The 17,442-nt window shown below is 57.3% G+C and carries 17 protein-coding genes and 1 rRNA gene; 1 reads left to right on the forward strand and 17 read right to left on the reverse strand.

The window, feature by feature from the left end:
• Nucleotides 1–45: 45 nt before the first annotated feature.
• The 11 genes from ACESLM_RS07040 to ACESLM_RS07090 all read right to left on the reverse strand — a co-directional run bounded on the left by ACESLM_RS07040 (nucleotide 46) and on the right by ACESLM_RS07090 (nucleotide 10,899).
• Entirely contained in the window at nucleotides 46–1,626 is a 1,581-nt protein-coding gene (locus ACESLM_RS07040) for a DUF6382 and FHA domain-containing protein (RefSeq protein ID WP_372630849.1), read from the reverse strand.
• 6 nt (nucleotides 1,627–1,632) lie between these two features.
• Nucleotides 1,633–2,118: an A24 family peptidase gene (locus ACESLM_RS07045; RefSeq protein WP_372630850.1), complete on the reverse strand. Its 486-nt coding sequence runs from the start codon at nucleotides 2,116–2,118 to the stop codon at nucleotides 1,633–1,635.
• Nucleotides 2,115–3,092: a TadE/TadG family type IV pilus assembly protein gene (locus ACESLM_RS07050; RefSeq protein WP_372630851.1), complete on the reverse strand. Its 978-nt coding sequence runs from the start codon at nucleotides 3,090–3,092 to the stop codon at nucleotides 2,115–2,117. The genes ACESLM_RS07045 and ACESLM_RS07050 overlap by 4 nt, the downstream gene beginning before the upstream one ends.
• Entirely contained in the window at nucleotides 3,055–5,253 is a 2,199-nt protein-coding gene (locus ACESLM_RS07055) for a hypothetical protein (protein WP_372630852.1), read from the reverse strand. The genes ACESLM_RS07050 and ACESLM_RS07055 overlap by 38 nt, the downstream gene beginning before the upstream one ends.
• The gene (locus ACESLM_RS07060) at nucleotides 5,250–5,936 is read right to left on the reverse strand and encodes a hypothetical protein (protein ID WP_372630853.1); all 687 of its coding nucleotides are present in this window, start codon (nucleotides 5,934–5,936) and stop codon (nucleotides 5,250–5,252) included. The genes ACESLM_RS07055 and ACESLM_RS07060 overlap by 4 nt, the downstream gene beginning before the upstream one ends.
• 37 nt (nucleotides 5,937–5,973) lie before the next feature.
• The gene (locus ACESLM_RS07065) at nucleotides 5,974–6,174 is read right to left on the reverse strand and encodes a Flp1 family type IVb pilin (RefSeq protein WP_372630854.1); all 201 of its coding nucleotides are present in this window, start codon (nucleotides 6,172–6,174) and stop codon (nucleotides 5,974–5,976) included.
• A gap of 34 nt (nucleotides 6,175–6,208) precedes the next feature.
• A complete protein-coding gene (locus ACESLM_RS07070; protein ID WP_372630855.1) occupies nucleotides 6,209–7,057 on the reverse strand; it encodes a type II secretion system F family protein in 849 nt (282 codons plus the stop codon).
• The gene (locus tag ACESLM_RS07075; protein WP_372630856.1) at nucleotides 7,054–7,794 is read right to left on the reverse strand and encodes a type II secretion system F family protein; all 741 of its coding nucleotides are present in this window, start codon (nucleotides 7,792–7,794) and stop codon (nucleotides 7,054–7,056) included. Before ACESLM_RS07075 ends, ACESLM_RS07070 begins: the two co-directional genes overlap by 4 nt.
• The gene (locus ACESLM_RS07080) at nucleotides 7,791–9,032 is read right to left on the reverse strand and encodes a TadA family conjugal transfer-associated ATPase (protein WP_372630857.1); all 1,242 of its coding nucleotides are present in this window, start codon (nucleotides 9,030–9,032) and stop codon (nucleotides 7,791–7,793) included. Before ACESLM_RS07080 ends, ACESLM_RS07075 begins: the two co-directional genes overlap by 4 nt.
• The gene (locus ACESLM_RS07085; protein WP_372630858.1) at nucleotides 8,995–10,140 is read right to left on the reverse strand and encodes a nucleotide-binding protein; all 1,146 of its coding nucleotides are present in this window, start codon (nucleotides 10,138–10,140) and stop codon (nucleotides 8,995–8,997) included. Before ACESLM_RS07085 ends, ACESLM_RS07080 begins: the two co-directional genes overlap by 38 nt.
• Nucleotides 10,141–10,287: 147 nt before the next feature.
• Nucleotides 10,288–10,899 carry a guanylate kinase gene (locus tag ACESLM_RS07090; protein ID WP_372630859.1) on the reverse strand — a complete coding sequence of 204 codons (612 nt, stop codon included), beginning with the start codon at nucleotides 10,897–10,899 and terminating at the stop codon, nucleotides 10,288–10,290.
• Between the two features lie 241 nt (nucleotides 10,900–11,140).
• Between ACESLM_RS07090 and ACESLM_RS07095 the strand changes: the two genes are divergently transcribed.
• On the forward strand, nucleotides 11,141–11,656 hold the full coding sequence (locus tag ACESLM_RS07095) for a C40 family peptidase (protein ID WP_372630860.1): 516 nt from the start codon (nucleotides 11,141–11,143) through the stop codon (nucleotides 11,654–11,656).
• Between the two features lie 62 nt (nucleotides 11,657–11,718).
• On the opposite strand, the gene ACESLM_RS07100 is transcribed toward ACESLM_RS07095, so the two are convergent.
• The 6 genes from ACESLM_RS07100 to rrf form a co-directional block, all read right to left on the reverse strand.
• The gene (locus ACESLM_RS07100; protein WP_372630861.1) at nucleotides 11,719–12,642 is read right to left on the reverse strand and encodes an SPFH domain-containing protein; all 924 of its coding nucleotides are present in this window, start codon (nucleotides 12,640–12,642) and stop codon (nucleotides 11,719–11,721) included.
• Nucleotides 12,639–13,076, reverse strand: a complete 438-nt coding sequence (locus tag ACESLM_RS07105; RefSeq protein WP_372630862.1) for an NfeD family protein — start codon at nucleotides 13,074–13,076, stop codon at nucleotides 12,639–12,641. Before ACESLM_RS07105 ends, ACESLM_RS07100 begins: the two co-directional genes overlap by 4 nt.
• Before the next feature lie 184 nt (nucleotides 13,077–13,260).
• Nucleotides 13,261–14,712 carry an ABC transporter substrate-binding protein gene (locus tag ACESLM_RS07110; RefSeq protein WP_372630863.1) on the reverse strand — a complete coding sequence of 484 codons (1,452 nt, stop codon included), beginning with the start codon at nucleotides 14,710–14,712 and terminating at the stop codon, nucleotides 13,261–13,263.
• Nucleotides 14,713–14,876: 164 nt separating this feature from the next.
• Nucleotides 14,877–15,644, reverse strand: coding sequence for a polysaccharide deacetylase family protein (locus ACESLM_RS07115; RefSeq protein WP_372630864.1), 768 nt, complete (start codon nucleotides 15,642–15,644; stop codon nucleotides 14,877–14,879).
• A 108-nt stretch (nucleotides 15,645–15,752) separates the two neighbouring features.
• Nucleotides 15,753–17,126, reverse strand: coding sequence for an ABC transporter substrate-binding protein (locus ACESLM_RS07120; protein WP_372630865.1), 1,374 nt, complete (start codon nucleotides 17,124–17,126; stop codon nucleotides 15,753–15,755).
• A gap of 221 nt (nucleotides 17,127–17,347) precedes the next feature.
• Nucleotides 17,348–17,442 (reverse strand): 5S ribosomal RNA (gene rrf, locus ACESLM_RS07125); the annotation flags it as partial.

Raw genomic sequence — 17,442 nt, forward strand, 5'->3', positions numbered from 1 at the left:
TTTTCTTTATCTCGATCCGGGAGTTTCGTTGTACGACGGTTACGGTTAGCCCCCCTCAGCCAGTTGAAAACGGTACTGCGAACAAGCCAGCGTCAGGCAATCTCCCGGCTGAAGCGCATACAGCTCATAGGGAGCCATCGGCTTGTTGTTAAGCCGCGATCCGTTGCGCGAGCCCAGGTCTTTCACCTTCCACTGTTCGGACACCTTCACGAACTCGACATGGGAGCGAGAAATCCCGTCCGTCTCGTCCACATGGTCGGCCGCCTCTTCGGATCGTCCGATGACGAGGGAATCGCCGCTCAGAGGGATTCGAAACTGCTCGTGTTTCGACTTCCACACCAAGCAATACGGTTCCGGTTCCGGTGAAGACTGCCGATCCAGCAAAGCGGTCCGCTCCTGTCCGGAGATCCACGTCGTCTCCGGCGTATTCGTGCCGCTCTCCGGAATACGGGGGCCTCCCGTATCCCGCTCCTGCGGCTTGGCTGCCGCCGCAAACCCCGGAGGCGACCATTCCGGGCCGGCTCCGTTTGCTTCGTTCGCCGCATATCGATTGCGGAAGGCGGCTTCGATCTCTCTCGGTCCCGGTTCGGTAGATGCCTCTCCCCGACGAAACGGTCCAAGCCGCATAGGCGGACCATTCCAGAACAGAATAGCCGCCGCTCCGGCGATCAAGGTCAAGCAGACGCAGAGCAGCAGTTGCTGCTGGCCCGGCCGTTCCAGGTACACGAACTTCCAAGCCGCTGCCAGCAACAGCAATGCCGAGCAGACGACGATGATTCGCCAGCGGGCAGGATCGAATCGTTCGCCGCCGCCAACTTCTTCAGAGTTCTCCTCGTCCCTCTGTCTTACCGAGTCGTATCGATGCTGCGACGGCTCTCCCCAAAGCTCGGACACCGGCTGCGGATCTTCGGTAGCCGGCTGCAGAAGATCCCACGAACGGCTTCTCGGCTTATTTTCTTCGGCCTGTTGAAGCGCTGCCGCCTTCGGCCATAGGACAGGCGGAGCGCCAGGCTCCTCCTTGCGAACGCTGGCAGAAGGAAATGCAGCTCCTCCAGACGCTTCGGCCAAATATGCCCTGCCTAATCGCCCCAATGCCGACGGCACGAATTCCGCGCCGGACACCAACCGCAAAACTTGCTGGAAGATCGGCCCGTCCGGCTCCTTCACGCGCATCATCCATCTGACGATCAACCGCTCCAGATCGTCTTTCCAATTGGGCGAAGGCAGAACGAGAGGCAAATAAGTAAAACGCAAATCCTGAACTTCGTTCCCCGCGAAGATGAATTCGTCCTGCAGCCGGACCCGCTCGACATCCAGCATAATCAACCTGCACTCCTCCAGCGTATCCGCAAGCTTGCACAACGCCTCCATCATCTCGCTCATCGACCACCAGGATGCCCGCATCGCCTCCGACAGCATCCGCGTTCCGGCCAAAGAATACCTTAGCGAGACCCGGCCGTCGCACTCTTCCACTTCAAGCGGAAGCAGCGAACGCACTTCGCAGCGCTGAAGCATGCGCAGCTGCGTCTCGTTGATCTCGCTGCGCGACAACGGCGGATCGCGTTCCACGACCATGATATGTCCTCTGCGCTGCTCGAACCTTACCGATAGCGGCAATGCCTTCATTCGCTTCTATCCCTTCCCCAGTAAAATCAGAAATCCGGGAGCAACCGCCAGCATAAAAGGAAACTTCGCTTTCCTTCCCCCGCTTGCCGGATGCTCTCCCCATGGCCACTTCAGCTTCTTTCCCAGCGTTCGCAAGCCGGGCGCCCTCAGCGCCAAAATTCCGCAAGCGATTCCTCCCCCGACCAGCACGGAGACCAGCAGCAGCTCGAAAGTCAGCGCGGGCCCCGCCCAAGTGCCGAACGCCCCGAACCATTTGACGTCTCCGCCGCCGATGCCGCCCAGACGGTTCATCGCGTACAGCGGCACGATGCCGCACAGCGACCCGATACAAGCCCAGGCCAATCCGCTTCCTCCATACGCGATAAATTGATACGCCAAACCGCCCGCCGCGAAGACGGCATTCAGCGCGTTCGGAATCCGCATGCTGCGCAAATCCGTCCAGCAAGCCGCGGCCAACAACGTCCCGGCAACGAGCCACTCTCCCCAGTTCAACGCTTCTCCTCCTCGTTCGCGGTCTTGCCCGCGACATCGAACGAATGCTGCCAGACTCCGCCTTCCCCGTTCGATACTTGCATGCCCCATTGGCCGGGCGTCGTCCTTCCGGAAACGTGCCATGTCCACGATGCCAGTCCCGATGCGTCGGCGGTCGCTCTTCCGAGATTTTTCGCTTGGCTCGGGCCGCTCTTGTACAGGATGGACAGATCGACGACGGCTCCAGGCGCCGTCCGTATGACAAGCGTCGCCTTGCGCCCCGGCTTCACCGGGTTCGGCTCGAGCGACACGAACGAAACCTCGAACGGATCTCCGGCCCCTTCATCCTCGGTTTGTCGGGAGGTCGAAGGACTTCCGCCGATCCACGCCCGCTCTCTGGCCGATTCACGGAGGACAAGCCTCCGCCCCAGGAACGGAACCCGCATCGGCAGCGTATATTCCGCCTCCAAGGTCACGTAAGCGTCGGCGCGGTCCTCAACGTCCGGAAGTCCGACGGAAGTCAGCCGAACGTCGGACAGCTTCAGCACGCGCCGATCCGCGAACTGCTTCATCAGTTCTCCGAACGCAAGCTTGGCGGCATGCTCCTCCACCGACAACGATACGTTCGAAGCCCGCTCCGCCCACTCGTTCATCGGAGCGGGCAGCCACTGTCCGTATTCGCGCAACGAATCGGCTACGCTTAGCCATTTGTCGTTCCACTGCTCGATCTGCCGGTTCAGTTCCGACCCTCTCGCTTTGTCCGTCGCCAGCGCCACCGGATACCATGCGGCAGCCGCCTGCCTCGCCGTCTGCGACAATGCGCCGTGAAGCGCCATGGAGATGACCGCCGTCTGCGCGAGAAAGATCAAAAACAGAATAAACAGCAGGAAGATCGGCATGACGAGCGCGCTCTCCAGCGTCACGCTGCCAGACCCGGACCGGTCCGATCGCGGCCGTCTATACGTAGGAATGATCCGCGATATACGTCGCCTCATAGCGATTCCCCTTTATCGATCCGCCCAGGTTCCCAACCTTCCCCATCGCCTTAAGCAAGCCGGGAAAAAACCACAATCGGACCGTTGCCGTCCCTTCCCCGCTCGCATACGTGTAGGCGCCGCGAAAATCGAGACCGGAAGCGTGCTCCATCAGCGCGATCGTTCTTGCCGTCGAATTCGCGCCCCCGCCATGCAGCAAAAGAAACAGCCGCAAATAATCGGTGTAATACGTATCCGCCTTCAAGTATTTCGACAGTTGGATTTTGCCGGCGCTTAGCAAAGCTCCCATATCCGCCATCGCTTGCGTAATTCCGTAGACGAGGGCTGCGGCCAGGACGAGCAAGGGATGTCCCATCGTCCGGCACTCGATCAGCCCCTCCATCGTTCGGACCGCGAGGCGAAAAGCGAAAATTTCCCCGTACGCCGCCGCGATGTTGCCGGAAGGATGGTTCAGTCCGTAAAGGATGTATTCGGTCTCCTGGCTGTGAACATCCAGGGAAACCTCCCCTCCGGCCAGCAATTCCTTCGCCGACGACGGAGCGAAATGCGTCAATCTTCCAAGCGCATACTCGGAGAAATAAAGCTGATCCCTCGCTCCCGTCACCGCTCCTTCCAGCAAGTCCAGCAAACCGTTGACCGAAGACATCGCCTCGTCTCTCCCCTGGGAAGAATCTCCGCTTCTTTGCGCTCGACCGGCCTCCTCTTCGGCGCGATTCCACTCCCGGTTGGCTGCATACAGCACGCTCGTCCGCTCGAAACTTGCCTTCTCCTGGTCCAAGCCTAATCTTCCGGAGAACGAACCGAGAAAGTTCCCCGCGCTCCTCCACTCGGATGCCGCCCTGCTCTCCTCCTGCTTGCGCTCCTCGTCGTAGGATCGACGGGATACCAAAATTTCCAGCCGCTTCGCAACGACTCTTCCTCCCGGCCCATAGTCGCCGGAGAACTCGGAAAGACGTTCTCTCGCCCGCGCTTCCGCTGCGCTTAACGCCGCTCCCATTCCAGTTGAACCTGGAACTGAGCCGATTAAGGACGACAAGGAGCCGAGCTCGCCTGCCAGCGACAACCCTTGCGAGTACTGCCGGTCGATCTCGGCTTCGTACTCTTCGAAGAAAGAAGGTGGCAAAATCAAATCTTCCGCGGACCTGCGAAGCTCCTCCATCGTTTGCCGATGCTCGGCTTCCATCGCTTCTTCGGTCGCCCCGCCGATAGGTCCGGCCGCGCCGCGCGAATGCTCCACGATGGACATCATCTCCTCGTTCGCTCTCTTGGCTTTGCCCAGCGCCTCCTTCGCCTTGAATTCGAAGCCCTCGGAGTCCGCTCGCGCTTCATCGGCCGCCTTCCCGAGCTCCCTCGCCGCCAAGACGGCACGAGACTCGTATGCGGCGACTTCGGCCTCGTAACGCGGACCTTCCGGCCTGCTCTTCTCGATCTCTTCCGGAACTTCGCCGCTGTCCAGCCTTGCGCTCTTCTCCTCCTCCCACCCCCTAAGGGATTCCCTTCGCGACTTGTCCTCCTCTCTCTTCGAGACATAGTCGTCGTAGCCCCCTGCCACTCCTCCCGCCGAGCCGAGAGCGGATTCGGCCTTCCGTTCCGCCTTCGCGCCGTGCTCCTTCTGGCTGTCGTACGCGTCGTCGAACGCCTTCTCCCTGCGATCGTAGGCTTTGCGCATCTTCTCCAGCAGGTCCACCGTGCGGGTCGCTTCCTTCATCGTGCCCGACAACCCTTTGAAGCGCGCAGCAACCTCGACCGTAAGATCGATCGGCGCCTTGTACTTCATTTCTTCGAGAACTTGCCTGCGGAAGACGTCGTGGGCGGCAAGCGGCCGGCTCTCGGTCACCTCCGCCTGTTCCCAGCGCGTATCCAGGAACGGAAACGCTTCCCCATCCCCCGACGGAGAGTTTCCTTCCAGCGTTGTCCGGAATACGTCGTTCGCGGCTTCCCCTCCCCGTATAAACAATCCGTATCTGGCGTAAATGAGCGGGTCGAACGACGACATCGCCGAACGAACGCCGGACTTGACCGACAGCTCCGCCTGCTTGCGGAAAGCCGCAATGCGGGCGAAATCGATGAGCAGGGAGGTCAGCAGGAACAGCGAGGCCGTCGCCGCTATGAAGTAGACGGAAACGGATCCCGACGTCCCCTGTCGCCGCGCCTTTTTCATCCCCCAGCCCCCCCTTTCCCGAGCGCCGATTTGCGCTTGTTCAAGACTTCGCCGGCCTGGGAGCGATATTTCTCCTTCCCTTCCGGGGCGTTGCGCAGCTTGGCCGCGTAGTAGCGAACCAGATCGAACGAGCGGACGAATTCCGCCGGTTCCACGACGAGCGCGGACACCTTCGCATCGGCCGGCCCCCCTCCCTTGAACCGGGCAAGCGGCACCGAGAACCAAGAGCTGACGAGCTCCGCATCGATCTCGCGCTTAATGCTGAAGTTCCGATAGCCCAGCTCCCCAGAGCCGACGCGGTGCTTGGCGGAAGCGGCATAAGCCGCGCTCTTAAGCTTGTCCTCGGCGGAGCCTCCCTCCCCCGGCGCCATGCCCGGGTAGACCTCCACTCGTATTCCCGCTTCTCCCGAGGCGAGTCCGAACAGACTCTGCACGAGGGCATCGTCGGTCAGACGCCAGTATAGGCCATCGTATTCGCCTGCGGGATACCCGCCCGTGAGCGGGTCGGAAGATGAGTTCGACCAGCCGAACGCGGCGCGCTCCGTCATGACGGACGAACTATAGTACACCAGCGCCCCTTGCGAGATGTACAAGGCAAATAAGAGCAGCATAAACGTCAGCATCATCACCCAGGGAAGCAGCATCGACGCTTCGAGCGTAAACGTACCGGACGAGTCCTTCATTCCCCGTCCGCTCCCCGAGTGCTCTCTCTCGCTTAGGTTAATCGAATACTTCATCCGATTTGGTCTCAACTTTTTCCATCAAGCTTTTCAGAAATCCGATAATCTCTTCCCGGAACACGAGCACGATAGCGATCAGCACCGCCACGATCAACACCAGCTCCAGCGTCCCGATTCCCTCTTCGTCGTCGCGCAAGGCGCGAAAAGCGTTAAGTCCGTACCGATACAAAAATCCGATCATTCCTATCATCCTTTCTATTCGTCAGTTTGATCTCTCACATCATGAATACGGCCGGAGCTCCGACCATGACCATGATCAACAGAAACACGATTGTCAACGGAAACGCCAGCCTCGAAGAGGCTTGCTCGCCCATCGTTCTCGCGATCGCCTTCCTCTTCTCCCACATCTGCCTGGTCAACTCCCGCAGCGCGGGAATGAACGCATCCCCGCCTCTTCTCGCGTTGATCAGCACGGTCGTCGCGAACAGTTTGGCCTCGGGAATCGCGCATCTTCTTCCCCATTCTTCGAGCGCCGCCGCCAAGCTTTCTCCTCGCTTCATGCTCTCGATCGCCGCTCTCAGCTCCGCGTACAGAGGATTGTCGTCGGAGGCGGCTCTCCTCTTCTCGGCCGATCGGGCCAAAGCGCGCATGACGTTCTCTCCCGCGTTCACCATCAGCAGCAGCTTGCTTAACAGCTCCGGCAGCTCCGTAACCATGCTCTGGCGGCGCTTGCCGACTTGTCCGGCAAGCTCCTTCATCCGCAGGAGGGGCAACATTCCTCCGAGCAGCCCCCCGACGGCGAGCAACTCCGGCGTATCCGCCGCCCAAGCCAACACACTCATGCCCGTCAGCGCCGCATAGGCAAGTCCCGCTCCCTCAGCCGCCCAATCGATCAGCTTGTTTTCCGAACAGGAGCCTCCGTTCAACAAAGCCAACGAGACGCGCGCCCTATCTAGCAGCGGCAGCACCCTTCTCTGAACGGTGGGAATCCGCAGCACAACCGCAAACGGATCTGTACGCAGTCTGATCCGCTGCCCTCTCAGATCGCGCCAGGACATCGCGACAAGGCAGGCGTAGGCAACGAGGAGCGCCGCGCAGACGATCTGAATCAGCCATCCGCTCATAGCTTGATATCCATAATGCGCATCATCCACCAACTGCAAAGCGCCAACAAGAGCAAACAAACCGTCAGCACGACGATCCCCATCCCTTCTCTCATCGGCTGCATGTAATCGGCAGCCAGAAAGCCAAGTATTCCGACGAACGCGAAGGGCATCGCCATCATGATTCTCGCTTCGAATCTCTTCTGCGCGATCAGTACCGACACTTCCAGCTCGACGTCCATCTTCTCGGAAATGAGCAGCGATGTTCTTCTGACCACTTCCACGAGGTCCCCTCCCGATCTCTTGCAAATCGCGATCGCTTCCGCAAAATTCCTCACCTCCTCTAAGTCGGATCGCGCCGCAAAGTCCTGCAAGCCGGTTTCAAGCTGCTCTCCGTTGCTCAGCCGATTGACGATCGCCCTCAGCTCTCTGATCAGATCGGAGCGGCTGTCGCCGATCAGCAGCACCAAGTCGCTCTCGAGAGCCATGAAGGCGTTCTCGACGGACCTGCCTGCGGACAGCAAGGAGGTCAGTGCCTGCAGAGCGTCCTTGAACTGCTGTCTCAGCTTATCCTTGCGCCGCCGACATAGGCTGATAGCATAATGCCTTGGGTACAGTAGCCCGAGCGGAGCGGCGACGGCTGCGATACCCGGATGCCGGTACAGTACCCATATGATCGCGTAACAGGCCGTGCAGCCGACGAAGATCGCCCACGCCTTCTCCTTCGCGCTGAGACGATAGACCGAATAATCCGTCATCCCCTTTCCTCCTTCAGCAGTCCGGCATGGCGCAGCTTGCCCGTATCGCGAAGCGGAGCGACTCTGCGCAAGCTTCCGACAATGCGGCCGTCCCGCTCCCTTTCCTCCTCGAAGCGAAACAGCGTGTTCAATCGAACTTCGCCTTGCTCGATTCCCGTCACTTCGCATATTTCGGCTACGCGTCGGCTGGAATCCCGGAAGCGGCTCAAATGAACGACAATATCGAGCGCCGAAGCCATCTGCTGGCGGACTACGGGCACCGGCAAATCCGCTCCGCTCAGCACCATCGTCTCCAGCCTTGAGATCATGTCCTTGGCGCCGTTCGCGTGCCCCGTGGACAGCGAGCCTTCATGACCGGTATTCATCGCCTGCAGCATATCGAGCGCCTCCCCGCCGCGAACTTCGCCGACGATGATCCGGTTGGGCCTCATCCGCAGCGACGCCCGAATCAGCTCGCGAATGCCCAATTGCCCTTTGCCTTCGCTGTTCGCGTTGCGCGTCTCCAGCGAGACGAGATTGGCTATCCCGCGAAGCTGCAGCTCTGCGGCGTCTTCGATTGTAATGACTCTTTCGTGAGAGGGAATCCACTGAGACAAAGCGTTGAGGAACGTCGTCTTGCCCGAGCCGGTGCCACCGCTGACAAATAAGTTGTATTTGGCCCTTACCATGTCCCGCAGAAATTCGGCCGCCTCCCTCGAGATCGCGTCCTTGGCGATCAAATCTTCGATGCCAAGCGGCTGGTGCGGGAACCGACGGATCGTCACGGTCGGCCCCTTCAATGCGATCGGAGGAAGAACGACATGCACCCGCGAGCCGTCGGGAAGCCGCGCGTCCACGATCGGAGAAGCTTCGTTGACAATGCGGTTCACCCGCCCGACTATGCTCTGAATGAGATCCTCCAGCCTCTCGTTGCTCTCGAATCCAAGATCGACCGCTCTTAACTCCCCTCTCTTCTCGATAAAAATCTCTCTATGGGAATTGATCATGATTTCCGTTATCTCCTGGTCTTCCAGCAGCGGCTGAAGCGCATCCAAGCCTCGAAACGAGTGATATAGACGCATCACCGCGGCCTTGCGCTCTCCCGCCGTCATTCGCCTTGCCCGCTCTCCGCGAAACAGCTCGTCTTCGATCAGCTTCCGCAAGTCGTCGTCCGTGATCGAATCGTCCCAAGTCATACGGGCGCGAACGGCGTTCCGGAGTTCAACCAACTCCTCGATCGTGAGCCCGCTGTCCGCCATGTCCTTCTCCCCTCCTCCTGCGCTCCGCAGACGAACCGCCGGTTCCCGCCCCCAGGATGTCCAGAAGCCGTTCAACCGCCCCGGAGTATGCAGGCGACGAGAGCAGCCTTCCCGGCTGGTCGACCGCCTTCCACTGCGGAATGTACGGAAGCGTAAGCGCCGGTTCCGTTCCCGGCAGCGTCCAGCGATTAACGGGCCTTGCTCCCGCCGCCCGGTTCATGACGAACGTCGGATGGAGCGCCGCTCCTTCCAAACGGGGCTCCCAGTAGCGAAGCAGCTTCTCTGCCTTCAGCAAACCTTGCGCGTCGTCCAGCGTCAGCCAGACGATCCGGTCGCTCCGCTGAAGAAGGCTGCGATGCCACTCCCCCGCGCCGGAATCGGGGTCGACGACGATGACATCGTACCGGTTCGCCTGTTTCAGCTTGTCGAGCAGGTCTGCCGTAATCTCCGGAACAAGGGCGAGCCTCTCCCCGGGATGCTCCGGAGCGTCGATATAATCGGCCCGCAATTGCGACTGATGCCGGCACAGCCGCCGCGACAGCTCGTCCCACTGCTCGGGACGCGCCTGCAGAGCGTAGAGGAGGCTGGATAAGGCGTCCGGCTCCCCGCTGCCGAACAGAAGCGATGTCGCGTTCAACTCCTCGAGATTGAGATAGAGAACGCGCAGCCTCCTTTCCCCCGCTTGACGAACAAGGTTTAACGCCGCTGTCGTCTTGCCGACGCCTCCCGAGGCCGAAAATACCGTCCACACCTGACATCCCCCTTCCAGCTTGGCCCCTTCCATCCCAAGCACTCCTCGGATGCCGCTCAGCAGAGCCGGCAGAGGCTGATAGCGGACAAGCTTCTCCCAATCCTCTTCCCCGCCTTCGTTCCCGTCCGCCAGAACGATAATTTTGCCGGCTTTCCCTCCGTCGGCCAGCGCACGTCTCACCATCTCCAGTTCTCCGATCAGCGCGTCGATTTTCCCGCCACTCTGCAATTCCATTTTCAACGCTCCGACATGCGTGTAAGCGGCCACCTCCCAATCCTTCTCCTCCTCCCGCAAGTACTCTGCCAGCTTGGCGACGTACTCTCGCTCCTCCGCCGCCAACACGATCCTCTTTACCATCGTCCGCCTCCTTCCCGGAAAACAAAAAACCGCAAACCCCGACGCATAACGCGTCGAAATTTGCGGTGCTTCCGCTTTCGCTTATTGATTTGTAGCCTTACAATACCATGTCCTTCCATTCTCGTCAACGGGCGTTTCCGAGTACGCTCAATCCTTGTCGACCAGATCCCGCTGCAAATAAGTTTCCAGCGTGTTCGTAATCTCGTAGGTCGTCTGAGCCAGATCGTAGTTCTCGTATGCGTGCTCGCAGGAGGCGCGATAGCCCAGCTCCCGTTCATAGTGCCCCAGATGCTTGGCGATGACCTCTTCCGGCAGCCCCAGATTGCGCTGACGATCCTCCGCCGTCCTCCGGTCCACGTAGAGAAACAGGCGTACCGCTTTATCCCCGTAAATATGTTTAAGAATGCTAGCGCCTTCATGATTCAAGATCAGATAGACGGAATCGTGCTGATCCAGCTTGCTTTCGATATCCGCGCTGCGAATGCCGTACAACTGACCGTCGATTTCCACGCTTTCGAGAAATTCGCCCCGCTGCTCCAGCTCCCGGTATTCGTCATGGTTGACGAATACGTAATCCTGTCCGTTCACTTCCCCCGGTCTGGGAGGCCTGGTCGCGTAAGAAACGATCTTCTCCATGCCGAAGGTTTGGCCGACCGCTTCCGCAACCGATTTTCTTCCGGAACCGTCCGGTCCGGTAAAGACGAAGATTCGATTCCGATTCGTTTCGCGCATCCGCACGCGCATCCACTCCTTCCTCATGGAAACGGTTCATCCCTTAAAATATACAGAATTATCCGATAATTATTAATTATAGAAGACGAAACCTCGAACCGTCAATCGCTAAAGCGATCGATTTGAACGCTTATTGCGAACGCGAAGACGGGGGGACGGCAGACGGCACATATTCCCAATATTAAGATGCCCTTAATTTCTCAATACAGGGACAAGCAACATGATATACTCCATTTTGTCATCTAGAACAACTTCAGGAGGAACTTACATGAACTTCGGACAACGGCTCAAGAAAATCGCAATCGGCGCGACCTGCTTCGCGGTCCTTGCGACGGGCATTGGCGCGCTGGAACAACCGTCCGCTCATGCGGCGACCACGGTGTCGGCAAGCGCGACGTCGACCCAGAAAGCGAATGCGGTCATTTCCGCAGCCCAGCAGCTTAAAGGCAAAGTCAAATACAAATTTGGAGTCAACAATCCTTCCAAACTGTGGTTCGACTGCTCTTCCTTCACGAAATACGTGTTCGCCAAGCAAGGCGTCAACCTGAAGTGGGGCTCCCAAGCGCAGAGCAAGCAAGGCGTCTACGTGTCCAAAAGCAATCTGAAAAAAGGCGATCTCGTCTTCTTCAGCGTATCCAAGCCGGGCAGAGTCAATCACGTCGGCATCTACATCGGCAACGGGCAATTCATCCATAACACGATCGGCGGCAGCGTCAACGGCGTTATCGTCAGCAAATTGAGCAGCTACTCCAAACGTTATATTACAGCGAGAAGAGTGCTCTAACCGGACGGACGGAGCTGTCCTGAATCCTGCTTTACATAACCGCGGACAGCTCCTTTTCCTCCTTACCCCTTAGACTTGAACAAGTCGCCCATCGCTCCCAAGCTTCCCAGCGTTTCCGCGACGCTTGAAGGGAGGAACACCTTGTTCGCCGGTCCTTTGGCGATTTCCCCGAGCGCTTCGAACGAGCGGTAGGCCAGCACTTTCTCGTCGAGCCCCGCCGCCCGCAGCATCTCGATTCTCGCTTTCTCGGCCTCGGCCACCGCCAGAATCGCCTTCGCCTCTCCCAGCGCCTCCAGTTCCTGCGCCTGCCGCAAGCCTTCCGCTTGGCGAATGCGCGCCTCTTTCTCGCCTTCCGCCTTCAAGATTTTACTCTGCTTATCCCCTTCGGACCGCAATATCAAATCCTGCTTCGCCGCTTCCGCTTCCAGAACGATCGCGCGCTTGTTCCGCTCCGCCTTCATCTGCTTATCCATCGCTTCCTGAATGTCGCCGGGCGGTTTGATATCCAGCACTTCGACCCGCTCGATGCGAACGCCCCATTTCTCGGTCGCTTCGTCCAGCGCCAGGCGAATGTTGGAAGAAATTCGTTCCCTTCCCGACAACGTCTCGTCCAATTCCATGTTCCCTATTATTTGACGAAGCGTAGCGGTCGTAATGTTGCGCACTCCGTACACATAATCGGAAATTCCATATGTAGCCTGCTCCGGAGCGACGATCTGGTAGAAAATAATCGTGTCGATCTGCACCTGGACGTTGTCCTTGGTAATGACCGTCTGCGGCGGCACGTTCGCTTGCTGGATTCTCAGGTCGTGGAATACGCGAACGTTGTCGATGAACGGAACGAGCACATTCACGCCGGGCGTCAGCAGCCGGTTGAATTTCCCCAATCTCTCGACCACACCGACCCTCTGCTGCGGCACGATCTTGATCGACAGCACCACGACCAATACGATCACGATGACGATTAAAAATACGACGTACATCATTCAGGATTACCTCCCGTTTTTTGAACTTCGAGTACGGTCGAGCTTCGTCCGACGACGGTTACCCGTTCATCCGGGTCGAGCTCCTCCTTGGAAGCCGCGCTCCACGTTTCGGAACCGACCTTGACGATGCCGGGACGATCCGGGGAAATCTTCGCGATCACGACGCCTTGTTTGCCGACCAAATCCTCATGCGCATCGCGGAAACCCTTCCCTACCTTGAACCTTCTCGTCAGCGGTTTGGTCAAGCCCGTTAGCGCGAGAGCGGCTACCCCGCCGATCAACGATTGGAGCAAAAAGTCGTCCGGCGCCAACAAGGATACGACGGCCGCAACCACGGCTCCCGCGCTTAGCCACAGCATGTAATAGGTCAGCGTCAGCAGCTCGGCAATCAGCAACAGCCCGGCCGCAATGAGCCAGATCGCCCACCATTCCATCGCCCTCTCCCCTTTCTCCCCTTCTTACATATGTACGGTCGCGTTCATGCGTTATGACCGGCCGAATCCCTTTTCGGAAAATAAAAAGCGGCTGTTCCAAGGATCCGAGGATACCTGAAACAACCGTCCGTATGCATTGCGCGCAGCAGCCCTTCTCTTGGATTCCGTACGCCGTCTCCTGCCGCTATTGGGACGGGGACGGGGATTCCGATTCGGAACTCGCGGACGAAGCCGACGGAGACGGACTTGCTTCCTCGGCCGCCTTCCTCGCCTTCAGCAATTCGGCTTCTCCTTTCTCCTGAATCGCCTCTAGCGCTTCCTCCACCGTCTTCTTGTCGTTCAGCGCAGCGTCGACTTCCGCCTCGACCAGAGCGCTCAGCGCACCGAAGAAATTGATCGGCGCTTTCGTATACTCGTTGTTCGTATTGGCCTTCGGTTCCAGCTTATAGAACGGCTCCATGCTGCGACCGTCCTTGTCCGGATTATGTTTCGTGCGGCTCAGCAGGCTGCCGTAGAGCGATTTGGACTTGAGCTTGGCGAACGGATCTCCGTTAATATACTTGATGAACTCCCATGCGGCGCGGGGATTCGCGGAGCTGGAGCTTACCGCGAAGATGCTGCCCAAGCTGAAGTAGCTGCTCTGATTCCGATTGTTCGGGTCGACCGGCGCCGTGACGATCCCCCAGTTGACGGGGGTTACATTTTTGAGCTGCTCTTTGGCCTGGATAATCTGCTGAACCTCATAGCTGCTTTTTACCGCCATGGCCGACCTGCCCATCACGAACAGATTTCTCTGATACATTTCTTCCATCGTCGTGAAATTGAACGATCTGTCCTCCTCCGTCGGCACGTACAGCGCTCCCGACTTCGCCGCATCGATCGCCGACTGGAATACTTTTCTCCACGAATCCGTTTCGATATTGAACGAGGAACCGTCCGCGCTCAGCATTCTAAGCTCCTGCCCCGAGCCGATCATCTGGATCAGGTTAGAGAGGCTGGAGTAGGAGTCCATCGATAGTCCATACACTTTGGAATCTTTGTCTCCGTCCGTCGGAAAACGCTTGGCCAGCTCGAACACTTCTTCCCAGCTCATCGAATCCTTCGGCGGTTCTACGCCATGTTTTTTGAACAAATCGACATTGTAAAACAGCGCCGAACTGGAGAATTCCGGAGACAGGCCGTATAACTTGCCGCCTCCCTGCTCCCGCAGCATCTTCAAAATAGCCGGATGAATGCCTTCCGTCTCGAATTTGTCCTGCTCGATGACAGAATCGAGCGCGAACAGCTTGCCGTCCTGGGCCAGCTTCTCGTACTCCCCGCCTTGAAGCAGAAGCACGTCGGGCTTATGCTCGTCCAGAAATTTGTTGAACCGTTCCTCCATCGTTTCCGTAGCGTCTTGGCTGTACATCGACTGCATATTGGCGACTTCGATTTCGACATTGGGAAATTGCGTCGCAAACATATTTCCGTATTCCTGAAAGAAATAATTGCTGTCCCAGAACATAACCTTGATTTTCGCTTCTTCATCTTTGCCGAGAGGTGCCAGTTCCCCCTCCTTCTTGCCTCCTCCGCCGCATGCGCTTAACAAGCCGAGCACCAGCATGAGGCTCAGTAATGTAACCAAGTATTTTTTCACGGAACAACCCCCTATGTAGATAGCACTCATCCCCATCATATCGAATTTTGGATGTCAATTCCTTAAAATTTTCATAAATTTTCTAAATCTAATGCCTAAGTGTAAAAAATCGATTCAGAGTATAAAAAAATGAACCTGCCGTAACGGGGCAGGCTCGTTCTTATTCAGGATTGCGGTTTTCCCAACAACGGATTCGATTTTTTATGCTGAATCAATTCGGACACGGTCACCATCCTGTAACCGCGCCTCCTCAGCTCCGGAAGAATCGTCTCCAGCGCTTGAACCGTCTGCATCGACCCTTCGACATGATCGTGAAACAAAACGATATCGCCGTTACGGACGTTCTTCAGCACCCTGTCGACGATTTTGCGCGTTCCGGGAGAGCTCCAATCCTTCGTATCCTGATGCCATGACCATAACACCATCGTATAGCCGCGCTCGCGCGCGATCCGAACGACGGAATCGTTGAAGAAACCTCCCGGCGGCCTGAACCATAGGCTGTGCTTCCCGGTCAGGCTCACGATCTGCTTTTCGGTCCGGCTAAGCTCATCTTCCAGCCGCTGCTGGCTGATCCGATGGTTCAGATACAGATGATTGTATGTATGATTCGCGACTTCATGACCTTCCTTCGCTTCTCTCCTTACGACGTCCGGATACCGATCCATCCGTTTGCCGACTACGAAAAAGGTCGATTTGGCGTCGTTCGCCGCGAGCAAATCGAGAATTTTCGGAGTCGTGACGGGGTTGGGACCGTCGTCGAACGTCAGGGCGATCAACTTCTCCTTCATCGGCACTTCCCATACGACTTCTTCCCGCTCTTCGTAGTATGCCCTCGTCTTTTTGTGCGGCTGCGCCTGCGCCTGATTGTACCCGCAAGCGACCGCCGCCGACACGCAAACTCCGATCAGCGTTGCCGTTTTGAATACGGACATGCGCTCCCTCCGCTCCTGTGCATTACAGGGATAGTATGGAGGTTTTGTTCAACAAATATGAGTTCCGATCGCTCCCGTGAACAGCTTGGCTAAAGAAAGCTGAGCTATTTATTTTTCCTGATTGGCTTTCATGTTGACGAGCGTCGCTTCCGCTTCCTCCTGCATCGTCCTGATCGCTTCATCCAATGTTTTTTTGTCGTTTACCACTGCCGTAAGCTCCCGGGCCATCAGCTCTCTTACGGTCCAGTCCAATCCCTCCGGAAGGTTCTTGAACTCGCTGCGGAGCTCCGCCTTCGGTTCCAGCTTGAAAAATGCGGTCATATCCCGTTCGTCCTGAGGACGATTGAATTCCGTTCGGCTGAATAACTCGCCGTTGCTTGAATTCGCCCTGATCTGGGCATAATCCGCCGAGTTCGCATACTTGATGAATTCCCAAGCCACTTTGGCATTTCTGGATTGCGAATTGATCGCGAAAACCGCGCTATAATTGTATGAGCCGCTCTGCGTACGATTGTTGGGATCGACCGGTGCGGTGACTAGCCCCCAGTTAACCGGTGTAACGTCCTTGAGGGAGTTCTTAGCATTTAGGAGCGCGCCGACCTGATGCGGAGGCTGGAAGGTCATTGCCGACCGGCCCGTGACGAAGCGATCGTCTTCCAGCATTCTCATCTGCTTGTGTTGCTCCTCTTCCGTCGGCAGATAAAATGCGCCCGATTTAACGGCCCCCACTACGGTTTCGAATACTTTGCGCCATGCTTCGCTGTTCAATTGGGCTTCGGTTGCTTCCGTATTGAATACGCGCAGATTTTGTGCAGCTCCGATTTTGAGCGTACTGAACAGAGGATGCATGAAACCGTCTATCGTAAATCCGTAAATTCTGCTCTTCTCGTCACCGTCCGTCGGAAACCTCTTCGCCAGCTCGAATACTTCGTCCCACGTCATCGAATCCCGTGGAAGCTCGATATTATATTTGTTGAACAGATCGATATTGTAGAAAAGCGCTTCGCTCGTGAAAAAGGGACTAAGCCCGTACAGCTTGCCGTCGCCCTCGTTGCGAAGCAGGGAAAGGATCGCCGGATTGTATCCTTCCATATCGTACGAACTCATCTGGATCGGAACGTCGAGATCCAGCAGTTTTCCGTTCCTCGCCATGCTTTCATATTCGTGTTCGAACAGGAACAGGACATCAGGCTGCTCCTTATCCACAAGCTCGTTAAAAATTTGCTCTCTGGATTTGGACGTGTCATTGAATTTTCCTTGTCTGCTCACGACTTCGATTTCTACATTGGGAAATTCGTTCTGGAACAGCATTCCGTATTCCCGTTGAAACTGCTCCATGCTCCAGTACATCACTTTAAGCTTCGTTTCCGTGTTCCTATCCAGCGGCTCCCAATCGCCGCCTCCTTCTCCGCTTCCGCTGCATCCGAATGTTCCAAACGCTAATGCCGCAGCTAAAATACCCGTGCCTGCCTTTTTTATCATTGCGTTTCCCCCCGTCTTAATCGGCAATTCCCGCGCGTCAGGAGGATTAAATCGATTCTCCCCTTCGGCTCCCCCTACTATATAACAAAAATTCCATTGTTTCGGCTGTTTTGGGGAAGTCAGAAGGAATGTATAAAAAATCGATCGATTGTATCACACTTTCCGGCTCGCAATAAACGCCACTAACGCAAAAAGCACCCGGTTAAGGGTGCTTCTTCTTGGCCTGGCGACGTCCTACTCTCCCAGGACCCTGCGGTCCAAGTACCATCGGCGCTGGAGGGCTTAACGGTCGTGTTCGGGATGGGTACGCGTGGAA

Origin of the sequence: Cohnella sp., assembly GCF_041641335.1 — a bacterium.
Taxonomy (GTDB): domain Bacteria; phylum Bacillota; class Bacilli; order Paenibacillales; family Paenibacillaceae; genus Cohnella.